Here is an 18,081-nt window from a genome sequence, read left to right as displayed (position 1 = left end):
GGGCGATCGATGTGGACACGGTGCAGAATCCGTACATCTCCGGTAGTGGTGCGGTGTATCCGCCCAATGGTGCGCCGTATGTCGATCGGTCGCAGACGTTGCCGGGGATGATCCACGCGGGTGATGTGGCGGAGCGGGCGTTCACCACTCGGGGCTGGACCTGGGGTGGGTCGTGGGACACCCCGATCGATTACCAGCACTTCGAGAAGCCCTGACACCGGCCCGGCTCGCGGCAGACCCACGCCGCGGGCCGGGCGGCCGGACTTCGCGTGGGCCGGCCGCGTTCGGGCAGCGCCGAGCGGGCACACCACGGCAACTCACGGTCCCGAACCACGCAGGCCGTGGAGGACGAGGTTCGTGACGGTGTCGGCGACCGTGCCGTCGTCGGTGGGCAGGGCGTGGTTGAGGCCGGCGAGCATGGCGCCCACCGCGGCCGCCACCAGTTCGGGGTCGCCGGGCAGTGGTTCGCCGCGGTCACGCCGGTGCTCCAGCTGCCGCCGCAGCGGGGTCGTCCAGCTGGTCAGCTCGGTGCGGAACCGGCCGGAGGCCGGGGCCGCGGCGATCGCGGACTGCAGCAGGGCGATGGCGGTCGGGCGGTGGGTGCGCAGCGCGGTCCAGCAGGCCGTGACGTACTCGCCGATCGGGTCGTCGCCGGCCGCGCGCGCGGCCGGTTCGCCGAGTTCGCCGCGCAGCACCGCGAGGAGCTGCTCCTTGTCGGTGAAGTGGGTGTAGAAGGAGCCCACGGCACGCCCGGCCGCGGCGGCGATATCGGTGATCTTGGTGTCGAGGTAGCCGCGTTCGGCGAACAGGAGTTTCGCCGCGGCCAGAAGGTCCGTCCGCGTCCGGCTCGCGAGTGCGTCCCGCCGGCCCATCAGGCGGGGACGTGGGGGAGCAGGTGGGCCGCGGAGTCCCGGAGCTGCGCACGGACGGTCCCGAGGTCGACGTCGAGGAGAGCGTGGTCGCGTTTGCGCCACCGGCCGGCGATCATGACCGCTTCGACGTCACCGGCCGCCGCGTACAGCGCGGCCGCGACCGGATTCGGTCCGGAGCTGTCGAGGACGACGAGGTCGGCCCGCATCCCCGCTTCCAGCCGGCCGACGCGGTCGGCGAGACCGAGCGCTCGAGCGCCTTCGACCGTCGCCCAGCCCAGTGCCTGCTTGGCGGTGACGGTCGCGGTGAGGGCGAACGAGCCGGTGTCCCGCCGGTGGTCCTCGTGGTCGCGGCCGCGCTGGTGCGCCAGCGCGATCCGTGCGGCGGACAGCACGTCGGCCGGTGTGACGGCGTCGGTGTCGGTGCCCAGCGACGGTGCGGCGCCGAGCCGGAGCAGGTCCCCGGTGACGGGGCGGCCGTGGCCTTGGCCGAGCTCGTTTTCGGGCGTGGACGTGATGCTCGCGCCCGCGTCGACCAGGATCTCGAGCCACTGCCCGGTGAGCCCGGCACCGTGCACGACGTTGGTGGCGGGACCCAGCAGCCCGGCGGCCCGCACCGCGGCCCACGCGGGCCCGGGCGCACCGCCGCTCTGGTGCATCGACACCACGAGCCCGCGCTCGGCGGCGGCGCGGAAGTCGGCGACCGCGGCGTCCGGAGTGGACAGTTGCGGGCCGCGGATCGCCATGCCGATGCCGAGCAGCGGGCCGGCGGGCAGCCGGTCGACCTCACCGACCGGGTGCACCGCGTCGGCCGCGGAGTACGGGGTGCCGTGCAGGAACACCCCGCGGACGCCTGACGCACGGAGGCCGTCGAGTGCGGCGTCGGTGTGCTCCGGGGTGGGGGTGTTGTGGCACCAGTCGCCCACGGTGGTGGTGCCGCGGTCCAGCTGGCTCAGCGCGCCGGCGAGCGTCCCGATCCGCATGTCCTCGGGGCGGTAGTGCCGGGCCACGGCGCCGTGCATCCGGCCGAGGTAGTCGGCCAGCGTCCAGTCGGCGCCGGTGCCGCGCAGGGCGGTCTGCCACGTGTGCAGGTGGGCGTTCACCAGACCGGGCATGATGATCCGGCCGGTGACGTCGACGATCTCCGCGCCGGTCGCGTCGAGCCCGTCGCCGACCGCGGCGATGCTGTCGCCGTCGATGAGGACGTCGGCGGCTTCGGCGTCGGGCCGGTGCGGCGCCATGGTGATGACGTGCGCGCCGTGCAGCAGGGTGCGGCTCATCCGGCCACCGCCGGCGTCATCGCCCGGGTGGCGGCGCGGGTCGATCCGAGGAAGTCCCGGGTGGCGATGTGCCCGAGGTAGCCGTCCGGCCGGATGAGCAGCAGGGTGTCGCCTTCGATCCCGTAGACCCGGCGGAAGCCGTGCCCGGGATCGGCGGGCGCGTCGACGGCGACGCGGCGCAGCTGTGCCCCGGCCGCCGGCCAGTCGAGCTCCTTGCTCGCCGCGGCGGCTTCCGGGCCGTAGGCGACCACGGTGAAGTGCGGACCCCGGCAGATGTCGAACAGGCGCACCGCCGTGCCGTCCGGGGCGAGCAGCCCGGCGTCGGGGGCGCGGTCGCCGATCCGCAGCGTCGTCGTGTGGTCGCCGTCGCCGGGCGCGAGCGGGCCGCCGCGATACGTCAGCGACAGCTGTTGTTCGTCCTTGCCGCGGCGCAGGCTCGACGGGTCGAGCTTCGCGAGGCCCTCGTACTTCGCGGTGGACAGGCCGAGCACGCCCGCGGCGATCGGCAGGCGTTCGGCTTCGTAGCTGTCGAGCAGCCGCGGGTCGGCTCCGGCGAGGACCTGGGCGAGTTTCCAGCCGAGGTTGTAGGCGTCCTGGATGCCGGTGTTGAGGCCCTGCGCGCCGGCCGGCGTGTGCACGTGCGCGGCGTCGCCGGCGAGGAAGACCCGCCCGCCGCGGTAGGCCTCCGCCAGGCGGATGTTGGGCCGGAACACCGACCGCCACCGGATGTCGCGCACGGCGAGGCGCCGGTTCCGGGTGTGGGCCCGGATCCGCCGGGTGATCGCTTCCTCGCCCTCGGGCTGCTCCTCGTCGGGAGCCAGCCGGATCATCCACTGGAACAGGTCGGTGTCCGGCAGCGGGCAGGCACCGGCGAACCGGCCTTTCACGCCCGGCCAGACGTGCCAGCGGGTGCGCGACAGGCCGTCGGTGACGGCGTCGACGATGAGCATCCGGTCCTGGTCGTGGGTCTCGCCGAGGAAGCCCAGGCCGAGGTGCTTGCGGACGGCACTCGACCCGCCCTCGGCGCCGACGAGGTAGCGGGCGGTGATCCGTCCGGGGCCGTCGTCGCCGAGCACGGTGGCGGTGACCGACGTGCCGTCCTGGTCGAACCCGGTGAGTTCCCGGCCGTACTCGACCCGCCCGCCCAGCTGCTCGAGCCGGTCGTGCAGCACGGAGTCGGTGCGGTACTGGGGAATCAGCCGGGTGTTCGGGTACGGGATGTCGGCGCTGCGTTCGCGGTTGCGGAACATGCGCCACGGAACGGTGACCGGACCCAGGTGGATGCCCAGGCGGGGGTAGTCGCTGCTGCCGGCGAGGACGTCGTCGAGCGCGCCGAGGTCGTCGAAGACCTCCAGGGTGCGCGGCTGGATGCCCTTGGCGCGGGAGCCGTCGAAGGAGTGCGGGGCCCGGTCGATGATCCGGACGGCCAGGCCGCGGCGGAGGAGGTCGATCGCCAGGGTGGTGCCGGTCGGGCCGGCCCCGGCGATCAGGACGTCGAGGGGTTCGTTCATGGTTCGAGCCGATCCGGGTGGGAGACGGCGAACGACGCGAGCAGGTCGCCGACGTCGTCCGGCCGTTCGAAGGGGGCCATGTGGCCGCAGTGGCCGATGACGTGGGTCCGCCGCGGGCGCAGCAGCCCGGCGACGGTGTCGAGGTGGGTGATGGGGGTGACCTGGTCGTCGTCGCCCCACACCAGGAGGGTCGGGACGCCGAGCTTGCCTGTCCGCTCGAACAGTTCCTGGCGTTCGTGGAGCGGAAAGTCCTGCAGGGTCTGGAAGAACGCGTGGAGGGAGCCTTCGTGCCGGTAGGCGTCCCGCACCATCGCGACCAGCTCCGCGGACAGCCCGGGGTCGCGGACGTTGTGCCCGAGGTGCTCCTCCAGCAGCTTGCGGCCGAAGCGCCTGGCGACGAATCCGGCGACGAAGTCGTTGCGCAGCAACCGTTGTGGCAGCGGACGTCGGCCCAGTCCGGCCGGGCCGACGACGGTGAGCGTGGCGACCGCTTCGGGGTACCGGTCGGTGTAGGCCATCGCGACCAGCGCGCCCATCGACGTGCCGACGACGTGCCGCGGCGACGTGAGGTCCAGCGCCGTGGTCAGCTCGGCCAGCTGCCGGACGAACAACGCTTCGTCGTAGCGGCCCCGGACGCGGTCGGAGTAGCCGCGGCCGTAAGCGCTGCAGGTCAGGGTGCGCAGGCCGCGGGCGTGCAGCCGGGCGACGAGACCGTCCCAATAGGACAGCGGGATCGTGATGCCGCCGACCAGTACGGCGAGTTCACCGTTCTCGGGGCCGGTCAGCTCGTAGTGCGTCACGCCGTCGGACAGCGAGACGAAGCTGCCGCGCAGGTCCCGTCGCGTGGTGGCGTCGAGCCGACGGTCCTCGTCGGACGCGACGAAGTACTTCATCGCAGGAACTCCGTGATCGCCGCGGCCACCCAGTCCGGGTCTTCTTCCGGGAGCAGGTGCCCGCCGTCGGCGTGGACGCGCTCCCGGGCGCCGGGGATGTCGCGGGCGAAGTGCTGCCCGTCGACGTCGGCGCTCCGGAGAACCAGCGTGGGAACCGCGATCCGCGGGATTTCGGCGCTGCGGTCCGGTTGGTCGGTGGTGGCGAAATCGATGAACGCCGAGCGGTTGCCCGGGCGGCTCGTCAGGGCGTGCACCCGCTCGACCATGGCGTCGTCGACGATCGCCGAGTTCGCCCCGACGGCCTCCCGCAGCCCGCGTTCGGTCGCGCCGCGCGGCAGCCAGCGTCGCAGCAGGGGGCGCAGCACCGGGTTCCGGGCCAGCCGCAGCCCGGCGGGCAGGGTCTTCGCCGGGTAGCCGGTGGCGTTGACCAGCACCAGCCGGTCCACCCGGTCCGGGGCGTCGAGGGCGAGGTTCCACGCGATGTTGCCGCCCAGCGAGTTTCCGGCCACGGCGAAGCGCGGCAGCCCCAGGGCGGTCATGAAGCGCGCGACCGTCCCGGCGTAGGTCCGGACGCGGTAGTCGCGGTCGGGCCGGGGTCCCGTCCGCCCGAATCCGGGCAGGTCCGGGCGGATGACGTCGTGGGACGCCGACAGCGGCGCCGCCACCCGTTCGAAGCCCTCCAAGGACGACCCGCTGCCGTGCAGCAGCACCACCGCAGGGCCCTGACCTGCGCGGACGTAGTGAATCCGCAGGCCGTCGACCGTGACTGACTGAGTGCTCTTCATAATGGCAACAGTGTTGCCGTTATTGCGGCGAGTGTCAACCGGCCGTCATACTCATGGGTGTGACCTCTTCGTCTCCGCCTGCCCCGGCCGCCCGGCGGTCCCGTGGCCGTCCCGCCGTCCCGCTGGACCGGATCCTCGCCGCGGCGCTGGAACTCGTCGACGAGGAGGGTGCCGAGAACCTGTCGATGCGGAGCCTCGCGCAGCGCCTCGAATCGGGCACGGCCACGCTCTACCGGCACTTCGGCAACCGGGCGGCCCTGATCGCGCACGTCGTCGACCGCGTCTTCGGTGAGGTCGATCTCGACGGCCGGTCACTGGCGGAGCTGAGCTGGGACCAGGCCTGTCGAGCCGTCGCCCAGGCGATGTTCGACACGCTGGCCCGGCACCGGAAGATCGCGCCCTTGCTGATCGAGCAGACCCCTACCGGGCCGAACGCGATGGTGCTGCGCGAACGCTGCCTGGCCGTCCTGCTGGAAGGCGGGTTCCGGCCGGACCTCGCCGCGCGCGCGTACGCGACGCTCGCGCGGTACGTCCTCGGCTTCGCGATCCAGCTCGCCGGCTCCGGGAACGACAGCGAGCGCGAGCGGGCGTCGGCGCACTTCCACGCCGTGCCGGCGGCGGAGTTCCCGGCCACCCACGCGACGGCGGACTCGTTGCCGGTCCCCCTGGAGGACGAGTTCGCCTTCGGCCTGGACCTGATCGTCGACGGCCTGCGTCAGCTGCACGCCCGTTGACGGGCGACCCGGTCAGGAGCGAGGCCCGGGTCCTGCTTTCTCGATCGTGCGAGGCTCGGACCTCACCGACATCCGCCGGAACGCCGCCCGCCGGCTCGGCTTCGGGCACGGTACGCGCCGCTGCGCCGGACAAGGTCTCGCTCGCCTGGAAACCCAGGCGATGCTGCACGCCCCGGTGGCCCGTGTCGACCGGATCGAGCCCACCGGGCCACCGGAATGGGCGCGCAACAACATCATCCACCGCCTCGGGCGGCTCCCGCTCGACCTCGTCCCGGCCTGAAAGGGGACACCCGGTGCAGATCTCCGTCGACCGCGACCGCTGCGAAGGCCACGGCCTGTGCACCGAACAAGCGCCCGCGATCTTCTAATTCGACGACGACGCCGAACTCGTCCACCGCTTCGAAGGCCGAGCCCTCGAATCGCGGCGAGGGTGGGGAATGGCGACGACTATCGCACCCTGTTTCCCGGCGGTCAATGATCTTCCGGAAAAGGAACCCGCAAGGGGGAATTGGTCGAATATTCGACAGCGGCCATCGTCGAATGGATTGTCGAACGCTTCGAAACAATGCGGCGTCTAATTCGGACCATCGGTCCGGGCGGCGAGCACCCGGCGCACCTCGTCCGCGCCCAGCACCACGGGGGAGCGCAGCGATCCGACCTCGCCGATCTCGATCTCGACCACGTCTCCCGGTCGCAGTCCCTGGTCGAGTCCCGGCACCACGGACGTGCCCGTCGAGAGCACGGCGCCGTCGGGGAAGTCGTTGTCCCGCCACAGGTACTCGACCAGTCCGGCCGGTTCGCGGTTCAGCTGCGCGGTACTGGCTTCGCCGGCGAACACCTCGCGACCGTCGCGCAGGATGCGCATGCGGAGGGCGAGCGCCAGCGGGTCCGGCACCTCCCAGGCCGGCCGCACCCGCGCCGACACCGCGCACGACCCGGTGTAGATCTTGGCCTGCGGGAGGTACAACGGGTTCTCGCCTTCGATGCTGCGGGAGCTGACGTCGTCGACCACCACGTACCCGGCGATCTCCCCGGTACCGGTCAGCAGCAGCCCGAGCTCCGGCTCCGGCACGTTGTTGGCGGAATCGGCGCGGACGGCGATCGGCTCGTCGTCGGTGACCACGCGCCACGCGGACGACTTGAAGAACAGCTCCGGGCGTTCCGCGCGGTACACCCGTGCGTAGACGTCTTCGTCGGCGCTCTCCTCGCGGCGGGCTTCCTCGGAACGCCGGTAGGTCACCCCGGCGGCCCAGACCTCCATGCGCCCGTCCAGCGGCGGCAGCAGGCGGACGCCGTCCGTGGGCTCGGGCTCCCCGGCGGCGCCGGCCAGCTCGCGGATCTCCGCCAGGGGACGGCGTAGGAGGTCACTCATCGACGCCACCGCGAGCGGCCGCAGCCCGTCGTCGGCGAGCAGGCCGATCCGGACGGTGCCGGTCCCGTCGGCGAATCGCACCAGGTGGCTCATCCCGGACCTCCTTGTTCGGTACCGAACTTACGGAGTGCGGAGCGCGGCGGTCAACGACTGCCGGACAGGCGCGGCTCAGGCAGTCAGGCTTCGGCCGCACGGGCGATCGACCGGGCGAGCCACCCGAACACGAGATCGTGTGCGGGCTTCTGGAGGTGCCAGTAGGCGTCACCCCACCGGCCGGTGGGGGTGAACCGCACCCGCTGCCGCAGGCGGCTTCCGGAGCCGGCCGGTTCCGCGCGCAAGGTCAGCTCGGCGTCGCCGGGCAGGCGCATGTCGGCGGTCAGCACGAGTTCGCGGCGCGAGTCGTCCCGGCTCCGGACGGTCCAGAAGTCGATGACGTCGCCGGGGCCCGGTCGGTCCGGCCGTCCGCGGTAGAGCCCCGCGCCGCCCAGCGCCTGGTCGAGCAGGCCGCGCAGGGCCCACGCGGGCCCGGGCGGGAACCGGCCGCCGTCGCCGCCCAACCCGGTGATCGCCCGCCACAGCTGCTCGGGGGTGGCCGCGGAAGATGCGGTGTCGACCTCTTCGTACGACCGTCCCGCCGGGGCGGCCGGCACCGGCGCGCCGAGGGCCGCGCGCAGGGCGTTGTCGAGACTGGTCGGCCCGGCGGGCGGCGGGGGCAGGACGGTCTCCGCCGGGACGTCGGCCGGGAGCAGGTCGTGGTCGAGCGACGCGAACAGCCCGGCCGCGACGGCGGCCGGAACGGGCGAGGCCAGGCCGGCGATCCGGGCGGCGATCTCGTGCGACCACAACGGCGAAGGCAGCGTGACGGCGGTGGGCCGGCGCAGGACGCGGGCGCACCGGTGCACGAGGTCGTGGTAGCTGATCGTCTCCGGGCCGCTCACGTCGAGCCGCCCCCGCAGCGGCGCGAGATCGACGGCGGCCCGCAGGTAGTGGCGGACGTCGGCGAGCGCGACGGGGCGGCTCCGCCGGGCGGTCCACCGCGGCCGCGGCCGGATCGGCAGCCGGGCGGTCCGGGCCAGGAGCTCGACCCCGGCCGATCCGCGGCCGAGGATCATCGACGCCTGCACCGCGAGCGCCGGGACGGCCCCGCCGAGCAGGATGTCGGCCACTTCGGACCGCGACGCCAGGTGCGGCGACGTCGCCGTCACCGGCCGCGGCCCGCCGAGGTAGACGATCTGCCGGACCCCGCCCGCGGCGGCCGCGGCCCCGAGCCGTCCGGCGATGACGCGGTCCTGCTCGGCGAAGTCGGCCCGCGCCAGCGAGTGGACGAGGTGGAAGACCACGTCCGCGCCGGCGACCGCGGTCTCGAGGGCCCGCGGATCCGCGGCGTCCCCGAGCGTCACCTCGACGTGCTCGGGAAGGCGGTGCTCGGCGGAGCGGGACAGAGCACGGACGGAGTGCCCGGCGGCGAGGAGGTCGGAGATCAGCGCGCGGCCGACGAATCCGGTTGCTCCGAGCACGGTGCAGCGCATGGGGGTGGTCATCGTGGATCCGCGTTCGGTGGGGGCGGGGGTTCTTCGAGCAGGTTGGCGGTCGCCGGTCGTGCGGCGGTGCGCTGTTCGGCGGCGGCGTGTGTGTGGCCGACGAATCCGGTCACTCCCGGGACGGTGCACCGCGCTGAGGCGGTCATCGTGGATCCGCGTTCGGCGACGGGGGGCCTTCGAGCAGGTTCGCGGTCGCCTGTGGTGTCGGTGGTGCGCTGTTCGGCGGCGAGGCCGGAGTTGAGTGCGCAGCCGAGCAATCCGGTCGCGCCCAGCGCTGTGCGCCGCGCTGGGGCGGTCATCGCGGACCCGGATTCGGCGACGGGGGGCCTTCGAGCAGGTTCGCGGTCGCCGGTCGTGCGGTGGTGCCGGCGGTGCGCTGGTAGACGGCGGCGAAGCGGCCGGCGACCTCGTGGATGCCGAACCGCCGCGCGACGGTGTCTCGACCGGCGGCCGCGACCGCCCGGGCCCGGGCCGGGTCGTCGGCCGCGCCGCGGACGAACGCCGTCAGCGCGTCTCCGAAGGCGGCGAGGCTCGATGTGTCGGCGAGCAGGCCGTTGCGGCCGTGGTCGATGTAGTGGCCGAGCCCGCCGCGGCGGGGGCCGAGGACCAGCAGGCCCGCGTCCATGGCCTCCAGCACCGCGATGCCGAACTCTTCCTTGCGGCTGGGGCAGACGTAGAGGTGCGGGGTCGGCGCGGGCAGCCGGCGGCTCAGGCCGTGCTCCAGCGAACGGACGTCTTCGTTGCTCACGGCGGCCAGTACGGCGAGGCGGCCGGCCGCGGCCGGGTACCGGCTCGCCAGTTCCCGGATGCGGCCGAGGATCCGTGCTTCGTCGTCGTTCGGGTCGGTGGTGTCGCCGCCGACGAGCACGAGCGCGGTGTGCCGGTACAGACCCCGGCTCAGCCAGGCTTCGACGAGCAGGTCCTGCTGCTTGACCGGGTGCAGCCGGCCCACGGACAGCACGACCGGCAGGCCGCGGGCCTCGGGAACGAGCCGGGGCAACCCGGAACCGGCGGCGAACAACGAGTCGATCAGCTGCTCCTGGCGGACCTCGGCGGCGGCCACGGGCGAGACCACCGGGATGCCCTCGGCCACGGACTCCGGCTCCGGGCGCTCGCGCAGCCGGGGGAAGTACGCGGTGAGCTCCCCGTCCGGTCGGCCGGGCAGTCCGAGCAGGGTGTCGGCGGCCGCCACCAGCCGGTCGGCGGTGTACATCCGGTGCAGGTCGAAGCGGGCGGCCTGCCGGTCTCCCGGCCGGCCGGCCCGGTGCCGCTCGGCCAGCGAGCGGTGCGGGTCGGCGGTGAGGGTGAACACGGTCCGCGCGCCCATCGCCCGGGCCGCGTCCGCGACGGCGGCGGATCCGTCGTCGGAGTAGCGCACGTGGACGACGTCCGGGGTGCGGTCCGCGAGCCACAGCAGGTGCCGGGCCAGGAACCCGATGGCCGGGCGGTGCCGGGCGAGCTCGGCCTGCGGTGGCGGGCCGGGGGAGTCGACGGGCAGCCGCAGCACCAGGTGCCCGTCGTCGCCCGCTTCCGCCAGCGTGTCCCGGTCGCGGAGCAGGTCCCGTCCGGCCAAGGTCAGCGTCACGACCCGCGCGATGCCGGCGTGGCGCGGCAAGGCGGTGCCGAGGTGCCGCGCCAGGACCGTGAGGCCGCCGCTGGCGCCGGCGCCGGGCTGGTCGAAGGAGCCCAGCAGCATCGACTGCGCCACCGTCAGCCCACGCCGGTCCGCCGCCGGGACCGTCCACAAGGGACTTTCGAAGCCCTGTCCCGACTGCCGGGCCAGGCACACCGCGGACAGGGCGCGTTCGTAGGGATCCGCGGCGCGGATGTGGGCGGCGGCCAGGATTTCGGTCGCCGCCGGCGCTTCGTCGAGCTGGGACAGGTAGCGCCACAGGGCGTGCCGGTACCGGCGATCACCCGGGCCGGCGTCGGCCGCGGCGCTCACCGGCACGCAGTGCAGGCCGTGCCGTTCCGCCAGGTCCAGCAGGAGCGCGCCACGCCGAGGGGGCGTGACGGCGAACGCGGTGCCGATCGCCGCGGCCGCGGCCGCCTTGCCGTGCGCGGCGACCGCGTCGGCGAAGAGGTCGAGGGCGACCGATCCGGCCAGGTCGTCGAGCGCGGCGTCCCCGGTTTCCGGGACCGCCGCGAGGACCTCGCCGGGGCCGGGCGTGCCGGTTCGGCGGGTGAGGGCGCGCAGCGCGGCCACCGCACCGTCGGGATCGGTCCCGTCCGGGACGGCGCCGGCGTACTCGACCAGCGCGGGTCCGGCGAAGCCGGGGTGGAGGGCCCGGCGGACCGCGTCGGCCCGGTCCGGGCCGGCTCCGGGGGTCAACGTCCGGAGGACCGTCACCGGGTCGGCGACGGCGGTGGTCCGGGTGTCCTGACTGATCACTGCGCTGCTCCGGGGGTCGGGCCGTAGGGTCGGCGGGGGAGAGGGAGGTGGCCGGGGATGACGGCATCGCGGATCGTGGTGGTGAGCCCGCCGTTCGCGTCACACGCGCGTCCACTCGCGACGGTGGGGGCGGCGCTCGCGGCCGAAGGCGCGGAGGTGACTTTCGCTTGTGCACCGGCGTTCGCGGGCTTGGCCGCCGAGCTGGGACTGCCGTTCGCGGAGCTGGCGTTCGGTGACAACGCGAACACGGGTATCGCCGAACGCACCCGCCAGGAGGCCGACGGGGAGCGGCGGCTGGCCGAGTTCCTCGAAGCCACCCGCGCCGGCGCGGTGCCCGCCCTGCTGGCCCAGGCCCGGCACCGGCGGGCCGACATGCTGCCCGACCCCGACAGCGTGTTCGCCTCGGTCCGTTCCCTCGACGAGCGGCTGCGGCCGGACTGGTACCTGGTCGACCAGCTCGCCTACGCCGTCACCCTGGCGGTGTACGCCCTCGGCCGCCGCTGGGCGGCCTTCTGCCCGGGCCATCCCAGCTACGTCCTCGAAGGCGCCGGCCGCTTCTTCGGGCTGCCACCGTACTGGCCGCGCTCGATCCGGCCCGCCGACGGCGAACTGGACCGCTTGCGCAGCGAAGCCGAGGCGAACGACCGGACGTTCACCGGGCTGTTCGCGGATTTCCTCGCCGGACGCGCTCCGGACCGGCAGGTGCCGCGGAGCGCCTTCGGGCTGACCTCGCCGGAAGCGGTGCTGTTCAACTACCCGGAACTGCCCTGGCTGCCGGACCTTCCGGCCGGGCCCGCCCGGATCTTCGCCGGGCACTGCAGCGACGTCGGGACGGCGGTCCTGCCCGGCGGCTGGGACGAGCGGGTCGGCGAGCTGACCTCCGATGGCCGGCGACGGCTCGTCCTCGTGTCGTTCGGGACCTTCCTGTCCGCCCGGGACGACGTCCTGGGCACCGTGGTCCGGGGACTGCTCGAACTGCCCGAGGTGTCGGTGCTGGTGGCCGCGGGCGATCGCGCGGCCGGTCTTCGGGCGGCGTTCGCCGGAGAGCGGTGGGTCGACGTCGCCGACCAGGTGCCGCAGCGGGCGTTGCTGCCGCGCGTGGCCGCGGTGGTGCACCACGGTGGCAACAACTCCTTCACCGAGTGCCTGGCCGCGGGGGTGCCCGCGGTGGCCCTGCCGTTCTCCAGCGACCAGTTCGCGGTGGCCCACGACCTCGAGCGCATCCCGGCCGGCCGGGTGCTGGACCCCCGGCGCGTCACTCCCGGCGCGGTGGCCCGGGCCGCGGGTCACGCCGTGGCGGAGGCTCATGAGGCACGGGAAGCCGGGCATCGGCTCGTGGCCGGCCGGGGGCCACGCCACGCCGCGCGCGGATTGTTGTCGGCCATGCGACGACCTCCGATCACCGATGCAGACACGATGCGAATCTAAAGCCGCGGAGTCTTCGGTGCCGCACAAGACGGCACCGAAGTCGCCCACCTCCACCGGCCGGCGCGGCCGAGAACAGCGCACCTTGCCGCAAATATGCAGGTAGAGTGGCTCTCGTGCCGAAGGGGGCGCCCTGAGCACATGTGACAAGAAGTCGACTGATTGCATCGCAGTTGAATCGAAAGTGTCCGAGGAGCGGAGGAAGCCGATGGCCGTGACGCCGTCCGTGGTGGCCGTCATCCGGGAGCGGGCTCGCGACGCCCTCTTCGCGCGGGTCGCGGGCCCCGAGGGGCCTCGGAACCGGGCGCGCATCCACGAAACGCCCGGTCCGCGGTGGTTCCTCCCGGACAGCGCGATCCACCGCGTGCACGGCGACACGGCGATGTTCGTCGGTGGCCTGCGCGCATTGCTGCTGCAGTCGTTGCACCCGCTGGCGATGGCTGCGGTGGCCGCGCACTCCGGCTACCGGGGTGATCCCTGGGGCCGATTGCAGCGCACCAGCACGTTCCTCGCGACGACGACCTTCGGCGTGGCCGACGACGCCGAGCGGGCGGTTTCGACCGTGCGCGCGGTGCACCGCCGGGTCCGCGGGGTCGCCCCGGACGGGCGGCCGTACCGCGCCGACGACCCGCACCTGCTCACCTGGGTGCACATCGCCGAGGTCGACAGCTTCCTGCGCGCCCACCAGCGGTACGGCGCCCACCCGCTGGACGACGCGGGGTGCGATCGGTACGTCGCCGAGACCGCGGTCGTCGCCCGCAAGCTCGGCGTGCCCGGCCCGCCGGTCACCGTGGCCGCACTCGAAGAAGCGCTCGCGACGTACCGGCCGGAGCTCCACGGCACTCGCGACGCCCGGCTGGCGGCTCGCTTCCTGCTGGTCACCCCGCCGGTTCCGTGGGCGGCGAAGCCTCCTTACGCGGCGTTGGCGGCGTCGGCGGCCGCGATGCTGCCCGGCTGGGCGCGGCCGGAACTGCGGCTGCCGCACCTGCCGGTGGCCGAGTCCACCCTCGTCCGCGTCGCCGGTCTGAGCGTCGTCAAGGCGGCTCGCTGGGTGATGACCGCACCCGGGTGATTTTTCGCCATGCGGCGCGAAAACGCGCTAATGGCGAACGCGTCCAACGGAAAATACTGCACGGTCGCAATGATTCCGATTTGGAATTGATGTATTTCGATCAGCGTACCAAGTGTTGCTCCCATTGTCTGTTGACAGCACCTTCGAGAATGCCGACACTGTGTCACGGCAGCGGTTTCCGCTGCCTTCGAGGGGTTGCCTGATTCGCCGATCACGGGGAGATCGGCCGTCATCCGATGTTTCGCACGCTCGGCGCCGTGGTTGCCACGCGCCGGTTTCGTGCAATTCCTGTTCGAGGGAGGAACCATGAGAATTCGTGCTTCGCGGTTGAAGACCCTGCTGGTGTCGGCCGGTTTGGTGGCCGGCGCCGCGCTGGTCTCCGCACCGGTCGCGTCCGCGGCATCGCCGGACGGTGTCGTGCAGTCTCCGCAGGTCGGCCAGTTCACTCAGGGGCAGCTCGAGAAGTTCTGGACGCCGGAGCGGCTGCGGAGTGCCCGGCCGGTCGCCCAGGACGCGCCGAAGGCCGCCGCGGCGCCTCAGGTCGCTTCGCCGGTGCTGACGCCCGGCGGTGACCAGTTCGGCAACGCGCAGGCCGCGCGGCCCTACACGTCGGACTTCAACACGCGGGTGACCGGGAAGGTCTTCTTCTTCAACCCGCGGGACGGCCTGACCTACGTGTGCTCCGGCTCGGTGATCAACTCCACCGGGAAGAGCGTGGTCGCCACCGCGGCGCACTGCGTGTTCCAGGGCGGGGCCGGCCAGTCGGTGTGGAGCCAGAACTTCATCTTCATCCCGTCCTACGACAACAACAGCCGCCCGCTGGGCACGTGGAGCGCGGCGACGTTCTGGATCCCGACGACGTACTTCAACCACGGCAATGACGGTGTCACCCACGAAGACGACGTCGCGACCGTGGCGATCGCCGCCCAGGGTGCCTCGAAGATCACCAACGTGGTCGGCGGCCTCGGCTGGGTGTCGAACAACTCCGGCACGATCAACGGCTTCGACACCCACGGGTACCCGCAGGAGCTGTACGGCGGCCAGAACCAGCTGCGCTGCCTCGGCAACGGCCGGAACGCCGGCGGTTTCAACGGCGACACCTACTTGTTCACGAACAACTGCGTCGCGTTCGGCGGCTGGAGCGGTGGCCCGGTGATCAACGGCAGCAACCAGCTGCTCGGCGTCACCTCCGGCAGTGACCGGTCCACCAACTCGTTCTACGCGCGTACCGCGTCGAACACGTGGGTCCCGGTGCTCAACGCCGCCCAGGCGGCCGGGTTCTAGGACGGCCGGAGCAAGCGTCCGACCAGCGCCCGCCGGAACCACTTCCGGCGGGCGCGCCGCCGGTTCCGGAGCCCGGTTCACTTCGTGGGCATCAGGGCCCAGACCGTCTTCTCCGCGGCGTCGTGGTGGACGCCCCAGTCGAGCGTCAGGCTCGCGACCACCGCCAAGCCGGTGCCGGCACCGCGGGCTCCGTCGCGGATGGCCGCCAGGGTCTGCGCCTTGCCGGGTGCGGCGTCGGTGACTTCGAGCAGCAACCCGGTGCGGTGGCGGCTGTACCGCAGCCGCAGCGGGACGCCGGTGTGGTCGTAGGCGTTGGTGACCAGCTCGTCGGCGACGAGCACGGTGTACCCCAGCGCGGCCGCGGGGGCCGTTCCGAACGTGAGCCGGCCCGCGAGCCAGCGCCGGACCACCGGCGGGTCCGGCCGGAGCCGGAGGTCGTAGACGCCTTCGGCGACCTCGGCGACCCGCGTGCACAGGCGGTCAGTGTCCATTGCCGCACCTCGTTCCCTCGGGACCGTTCGATGCACTCTCGATCCAACCGGCGAAGAATCGCCGCCTGACCGGCGCCGATGACCCCGATCGGCCCTCACTTCGTGATTCAATACGCGTCCACGGAGGAGGCCGGATGAGCAACACCGCCGGGACGCGGTCCTTCAGCTCGAGCGAGGTCGCGCGGACGCTCGGGGTGTCGCAGGTGACGCTGCGGACCTGGGAGCAGCGGTACGGGATCGGCGCCGCGGAGCGGGAAGCGAACGGCCGGCGGCGGTACACGCCCGAGGACGTCGAGCGGCTGCGCCGGATGCGGGCCCTGCAGGCCCAGGGGACCAGCGCGGGCGACGCCGCCCGGCTGGTGCTGGAGCGGTCGGCCGCCGGAGCGACCGCCGGGCAGCGACGGCAACGGCTCGCCGAGACGGCGGAGCAGCTCGACCTGGCCACCATGGGCAGCCTGGTCGAAGACGCGCTCGCCACCCTGGGCGTGGCGAAGACGTGGACCGACGTCATCGCGCCGGTGCTGCGCGCCATCGGGGAACGCTGGGCGCAGCGCGGCGACCGCAACGCCATGGCCGCGGAGTGGGCGCTGGCGACGGCGGCGTCCGGGGCCCTGGACCGGTACCGGCCGCCCGCACCGTCGCGGGCGGGCTCGGGGCCCGTCGTCTTCGTGTGCGGTCCGGCCGAACGCCACGAGCTGCCGGTCAAGATGCTCAGCGCCGCGCTCAACGACGACGGGGCACCGGCGATCTTCCTGAACGGCCTGGTGTCGCTCGACGTCCTGCGCGTGGTCGCCACCCGGTTCGTGCCGAGCGCCGTGGTCGTGTGGTCGATGACGTCGCAGTCCGCGGACGTGCGGATCCTGCGCACCTTGCACGGCGACGGCGTGCCGGTGCGTCCGGCCGGCCCCGGCTGGCGGGGGCTGCCGACCGTGGGCGACCTCGTGCCGCCGTCATTCACCGCGGCCCTGGCCGGGTTCGGCGGCTGACGGCGGGAGCCCCGCTCGCCGGTACCGGTGGACGCGGTCGTGGCGGCGCGGCGGGACGTCGTTGGCGATGAGCACGGCGGCCCAGGGCAGGGGGACGGAGATCGCCAGGAACACCAGGGCCAGCCACCAGATGTGCGCGGTGAGCCCGGCGAGGACCAGGCACGGGATCCGGCAGGCCATCATCACGACGTACTTACGCCGCCGCCGGGCGAGTTGTTCGTCGGCCGACGGCGCGGCCGAGGTGATGAGGACCGGCGGGCTCACGAGGTGCTCCTGGGGGTGGTGTGGACGGCGAGGACGGCCAGCGGACCGGCCGTGTTCTCCAGTACCTGGAGGAGAACCAGCCCCGGATGCCCGGGGAACCGCAGGGTCGCGGACCAGAGCGAGCCGGCGAGCAGGAAGCAGGCGAGCGCCGAGCCGACGGTGATCGCCGTGCCGCGCAGCCGCCGGTCGTGACTGTCCACAATGGTCAGGATCAGTGCGCCGTGGACGGTCAGCGCCAGCACCGCGGCCACGGCGGGCGACTCCAGGGGCAGCCACCGGAAACCGGTCGCCGTGGCGAACACGGACAAGAGCGCCGCTCCCGCCGCGCACCCGGCCGCGAGGCGGGTGGGGACGGCGTCGCGGGGCGCGAGGACGGTCATCGTCGCTCCCGGCTCAGCGCCCGGGTTTCCTCGGCCGGGTCCGGGGTCAGCAGCGACCCCGGGACGGCCTGGCCGGCGGAGCCCAGCTGGTTCATCTTCTTCGGCACCGGCGCGCCCTGGTAGTCGAGCGGGGTCGCGGCGAGCGGCTGGTGGATCTCGACGAACTCGCCGTGCGGCAGCCGCTTGATGATGCCCGTCTCGACGCCGTGGTCCAGCACCTCGCGGTCGGCTCGTTGCAGGCCCAGGCAGACCCGGTAGGTGATGAAGTACGCCAACGGCGGTGCGACGAGCAACCCGATCCGCCCGGCCCACGTCGTCGCGTTCAACGACAGGTCGAACTGGACGGCGAAGATGTCGTTGAAGCTCGACAACGTGAGCACGAGGAAGAACGCCATCGCCATCGCGCCGATGGAGGTGCGGACCGGTGCGTCGCGCGGACGCTGGAGCAGGTTGTGGTGCGCCGTGTCGCCCGAGAGTTTCCGTTCTATGAAGGGATAACTCAGCAGCAGCGTCACGAGCACCCCGATGCCGATGGCGCCGGCGAAGAAGACGGGCGGCACGGTGTGGTCGCCGAGGTAGACCTCCCACGGCGGCCAGATCCGGAGCAGCCCGTCGGCCCACCCCATGTACCAGTCCGGCTGGGACCCGGCGGACACCTGGGAAGGGTTGTAGGGCCCGAAGTTCCACACCGGGTTGATCTGGAACAGCCCCGACATCAACGCCAGCACCCCGACGACCAGGGTGAAGAACGCCCCGCCCTTCAACGCGAAGTACGGCATGATCCGCACCCCGACGACGTTGG

18 protein-coding genes and 1 pseudogene are annotated in these 18,081 nt (G+C 73.2%); 7 read left to right on the top strand and 12 right to left on the bottom strand.

What is annotated here, in order from left to right; genetic code table 11:
- The coding region (locus ABZ342_RS47280) for a M15 family metallopeptidase (RefSeq protein WP_360488198.1) at positions 1–215 on the top strand (215 nt) is incomplete at its 5' end.
- A 102-nt stretch (positions 216–317) separates the two neighbouring features.
- Here ABZ342_RS47280 and ABZ342_RS47275 read toward each other — a convergent pair.
- From ABZ342_RS47275 to ABZ342_RS47255, 5 genes are read right to left on the bottom strand one after another with little or no spacing between them, the layout of a single operon-like run.
- Positions 318–872, bottom strand: a complete 555-nt coding sequence (locus ABZ342_RS47275; protein WP_360488195.1) for a TetR family transcriptional regulator — start codon at positions 870–872, stop codon at positions 318–320.
- Positions 872–2,149, bottom strand: coding sequence for an amidohydrolase family protein (locus tag ABZ342_RS47270; protein WP_360488192.1), 1,278 nt, complete (start codon positions 2,147–2,149; stop codon positions 872–874). The genes ABZ342_RS47275 and ABZ342_RS47270 overlap by 1 nt, the downstream gene beginning before the upstream one ends.
- Complete coding sequence (locus ABZ342_RS47265) at positions 2,146–3,660, bottom strand: FAD-dependent oxidoreductase (RefSeq protein WP_360488189.1); 1,515 nt, start codon at positions 3,658–3,660, stop codon at positions 2,146–2,148. The genes ABZ342_RS47270 and ABZ342_RS47265 overlap by 4 nt, the downstream gene beginning before the upstream one ends.
- Positions 3,657–4,553, bottom strand: coding sequence for an alpha/beta fold hydrolase (locus ABZ342_RS47260; protein WP_360488186.1), 897 nt, complete (start codon positions 4,551–4,553; stop codon positions 3,657–3,659). The genes ABZ342_RS47265 and ABZ342_RS47260 overlap by 4 nt, the downstream gene beginning before the upstream one ends.
- Positions 4,550–5,338 carry an alpha/beta hydrolase gene (locus ABZ342_RS47255; RefSeq protein ID WP_360488183.1) on the bottom strand — a complete coding sequence of 263 codons (789 nt, stop codon included), beginning with the start codon at positions 5,336–5,338 and terminating at the stop codon, positions 4,550–4,552. Before ABZ342_RS47255 ends, ABZ342_RS47260 begins: the two co-directional genes overlap by 4 nt.
- 59 nt (positions 5,339–5,397) lie before the next feature.
- Here ABZ342_RS47255 and ABZ342_RS47250 point away from each other — a divergent pair, with 59 nt between their 5' ends.
- Together ABZ342_RS47250 and ABZ342_RS47245 are read left to right on the top strand one after the other, a co-directional pair.
- Positions 5,398–6,072 (top strand): TetR/AcrR family transcriptional regulator, encoded by a 675-nt coding sequence (locus tag ABZ342_RS47250; protein ID WP_360488180.1) that lies wholly within the window; start codon positions 5,398–5,400, stop codon positions 6,070–6,072.
- 46 nt (positions 6,073–6,118) lie between these two features.
- Positions 6,119–6,352, top strand: coding sequence for a cytochrome P450 (locus tag ABZ342_RS47245; RefSeq protein WP_360488177.1), 234 nt, complete (start codon positions 6,119–6,121; stop codon positions 6,350–6,352).
- A 294-nt stretch (positions 6,353–6,646) separates the two neighbouring features.
- Here ABZ342_RS47245 and ABZ342_RS47240 read toward each other — a convergent pair whose 3' ends face one another.
- From ABZ342_RS47240 to ABZ342_RS47230, 3 genes are all read right to left on the bottom strand, one after another.
- Positions 6,647–7,537, bottom strand: a complete 891-nt coding sequence (locus ABZ342_RS47240) for a fumarylacetoacetate hydrolase family protein (RefSeq protein ID WP_360488174.1) — start codon at positions 7,535–7,537, stop codon at positions 6,647–6,649.
- An 83-nt stretch (positions 7,538–7,620) separates the two neighbouring features.
- Entirely contained in the window at positions 7,621–8,985 is a 1,365-nt protein-coding gene (locus ABZ342_RS47235; protein ID WP_360488171.1) for a DUF2867 domain-containing protein, read from the bottom strand.
- A 295-nt stretch (positions 8,986–9,280) separates the two neighbouring features.
- Positions 9,281–11,377 carry a glycosyltransferase family 4 protein gene (locus ABZ342_RS47230; protein WP_360488168.1) on the bottom strand — a complete coding sequence of 699 codons (2,097 nt, stop codon included), beginning with the start codon at positions 11,375–11,377 and terminating at the stop codon, positions 9,281–9,283.
- A gap of 57 nt (positions 11,378–11,434) precedes the next feature.
- Between ABZ342_RS47230 and ABZ342_RS47225 the strand changes: the two genes are divergently transcribed.
- The 3 genes from ABZ342_RS47225 (at position 11,435) to ABZ342_RS47215 (ending at position 15,158) form a co-directional block, all read left to right on the top strand.
- Positions 11,435–12,805 (top strand): glycosyltransferase, encoded by a 1,371-nt coding sequence (locus ABZ342_RS47225; protein WP_360488165.1) that lies wholly within the window; start codon positions 11,435–11,437, stop codon positions 12,803–12,805.
- Between the two features lie 205 nt (positions 12,806–13,010).
- Positions 13,011–13,874, top strand: coding sequence for an oxygenase MpaB family protein (locus ABZ342_RS47220; RefSeq protein ID WP_360488162.1), 864 nt, complete (start codon positions 13,011–13,013; stop codon positions 13,872–13,874).
- 306 nt (positions 13,875–14,180) lie between these two features.
- A complete protein-coding gene (locus tag ABZ342_RS47215) occupies positions 14,181–15,158 on the top strand; it encodes a trypsin-like serine protease (RefSeq protein ID WP_360488159.1) in 978 nt (325 codons plus the stop codon).
- A 77-nt stretch (positions 15,159–15,235) separates the two neighbouring features.
- On the opposite strand, the gene ABZ342_RS47210 is transcribed toward ABZ342_RS47215, so the two are convergent.
- Complete coding sequence (locus tag ABZ342_RS47210; RefSeq protein WP_360488156.1) at positions 15,236–15,649, bottom strand: ATP-binding protein; 414 nt, start codon at positions 15,647–15,649, stop codon at positions 15,236–15,238.
- Positions 15,650–15,783: 134 nt separating this feature from the next.
- On the opposite strand from ABZ342_RS47210, the gene ABZ342_RS47205 reads away from it, so the two are divergent.
- On the top strand, positions 15,784–16,635 hold the full coding sequence (locus tag ABZ342_RS47205) for a MerR family transcriptional regulator (RefSeq protein WP_155542759.1): 852 nt from the start codon (positions 15,784–15,786) through the stop codon (positions 16,633–16,635).
- Here ABZ342_RS47205 and ABZ342_RS47200 read toward each other — a convergent pair.
- The 3 genes and pseudogenes from ABZ342_RS47200 to ABZ342_RS47190 all read right to left on the bottom strand — a co-directional run.
- Positions 16,600–16,899, bottom strand: a complete 300-nt coding sequence (locus tag ABZ342_RS47200; protein WP_360488152.1) for a DUF3099 domain-containing protein — start codon at positions 16,897–16,899, stop codon at positions 16,600–16,602. The genes ABZ342_RS47205 and ABZ342_RS47200 overlap by 36 nt on opposite strands.
- Positions 16,896–17,279, bottom strand: a complete 384-nt coding sequence (locus tag ABZ342_RS47195) for a hypothetical protein (RefSeq protein WP_360488149.1) — start codon at positions 17,277–17,279, stop codon at positions 16,896–16,898. Before ABZ342_RS47195 ends, ABZ342_RS47200 begins: the two co-directional genes overlap by 4 nt.
- Positions 17,276–18,081 (bottom strand): annotated as a pseudogene (locus ABZ342_RS47190) (cytochrome b); the annotation flags it as partial. The gene ABZ342_RS47195 and the pseudogene ABZ342_RS47190, both read right to left, overlap by 4 nt.

Source organism: Amycolatopsis sp. NPDC005961 (assembly GCF_040629235.1).
Taxonomy (GTDB): domain Bacteria; phylum Actinomycetota; class Actinomycetes; order Mycobacteriales; family Pseudonocardiaceae; genus Amycolatopsis; species Amycolatopsis camponoti.
Note: the sequence above shows the minus strand (reverse complement) of the source record. Positions and strands in the feature narration are given on the sequence as shown.

What these genes read in the sequence shown, in the direction of transcription:
- ABZ342_RS47275 (WP_360488195.1), bottom strand. Translation starts at nt 872, where the DNA reads ATGGGCCGGCGGGACGCACTCGCGAGCCGGACGCGGACGGACCTTCTG.
- ABZ342_RS47270 (WP_360488192.1), bottom strand. Translation starts at nt 2,149, where the DNA reads ATGAGCCGCACCCTGCTGCACGGCGCGCACGTCATCACCATGGCGCCG.
- ABZ342_RS47265 (WP_360488189.1), bottom strand. Translation starts at nt 3,660, where the DNA reads ATGAACGAACCCCTCGACGTCCTGATCGCCGGGGCCGGCCCGACCGGC.
- ABZ342_RS47260 (WP_360488186.1), bottom strand. Translation starts at nt 4,553, where the DNA reads ATGAAGTACTTCGTCGCGTCCGACGAGGACCGTCGGCTCGACGCCACC.
- ABZ342_RS47255 (WP_360488183.1), bottom strand. Translation starts at nt 5,338, where the DNA reads ATGAAGAGCACTCAGTCAGTCACGGTCGACGGCCTGCGGATTCACTAC.
- ABZ342_RS47240 (WP_360488174.1), bottom strand. Translation starts at nt 7,537, where the DNA reads ATGAGCCACCTGGTGCGATTCGCCGACGGGACCGGCACCGTCCGGATC.
- ABZ342_RS47235 (WP_360488171.1), bottom strand. Translation starts at nt 8,985, where the DNA reads ATGACCACCCCCATGCGCTGCACCGTGCTCGGAGCAACCGGATTCGTC.
- ABZ342_RS47225 (WP_360488165.1), top strand. Translation starts at nt 11,435, where the DNA reads ATGACGGCATCGCGGATCGTGGTGGTGAGCCCGCCGTTCGCGTCACAC.
- ABZ342_RS47220 (WP_360488162.1), top strand. Translation starts at nt 13,011, where the DNA reads ATGGCCGTGACGCCGTCCGTGGTGGCCGTCATCCGGGAGCGGGCTCGC.
- ABZ342_RS47215 (WP_360488159.1), top strand. Translation starts at nt 14,181, where the DNA reads ATGAGAATTCGTGCTTCGCGGTTGAAGACCCTGCTGGTGTCGGCCGGT.
- ABZ342_RS47210 (WP_360488156.1), bottom strand. Translation starts at nt 15,649, where the DNA reads ATGGACACTGACCGCCTGTGCACGCGGGTCGCCGAGGTCGCCGAAGGC.
- ABZ342_RS47205 (WP_155542759.1), top strand. Translation starts at nt 15,784, where the DNA reads ATGAGCAACACCGCCGGGACGCGGTCCTTCAGCTCGAGCGAGGTCGCG.
- ABZ342_RS47195 (WP_360488149.1), bottom strand. Translation starts at nt 17,279, where the DNA reads ATGACCGTCCTCGCGCCCCGCGACGCCGTCCCCACCCGCCTCGCGGCC.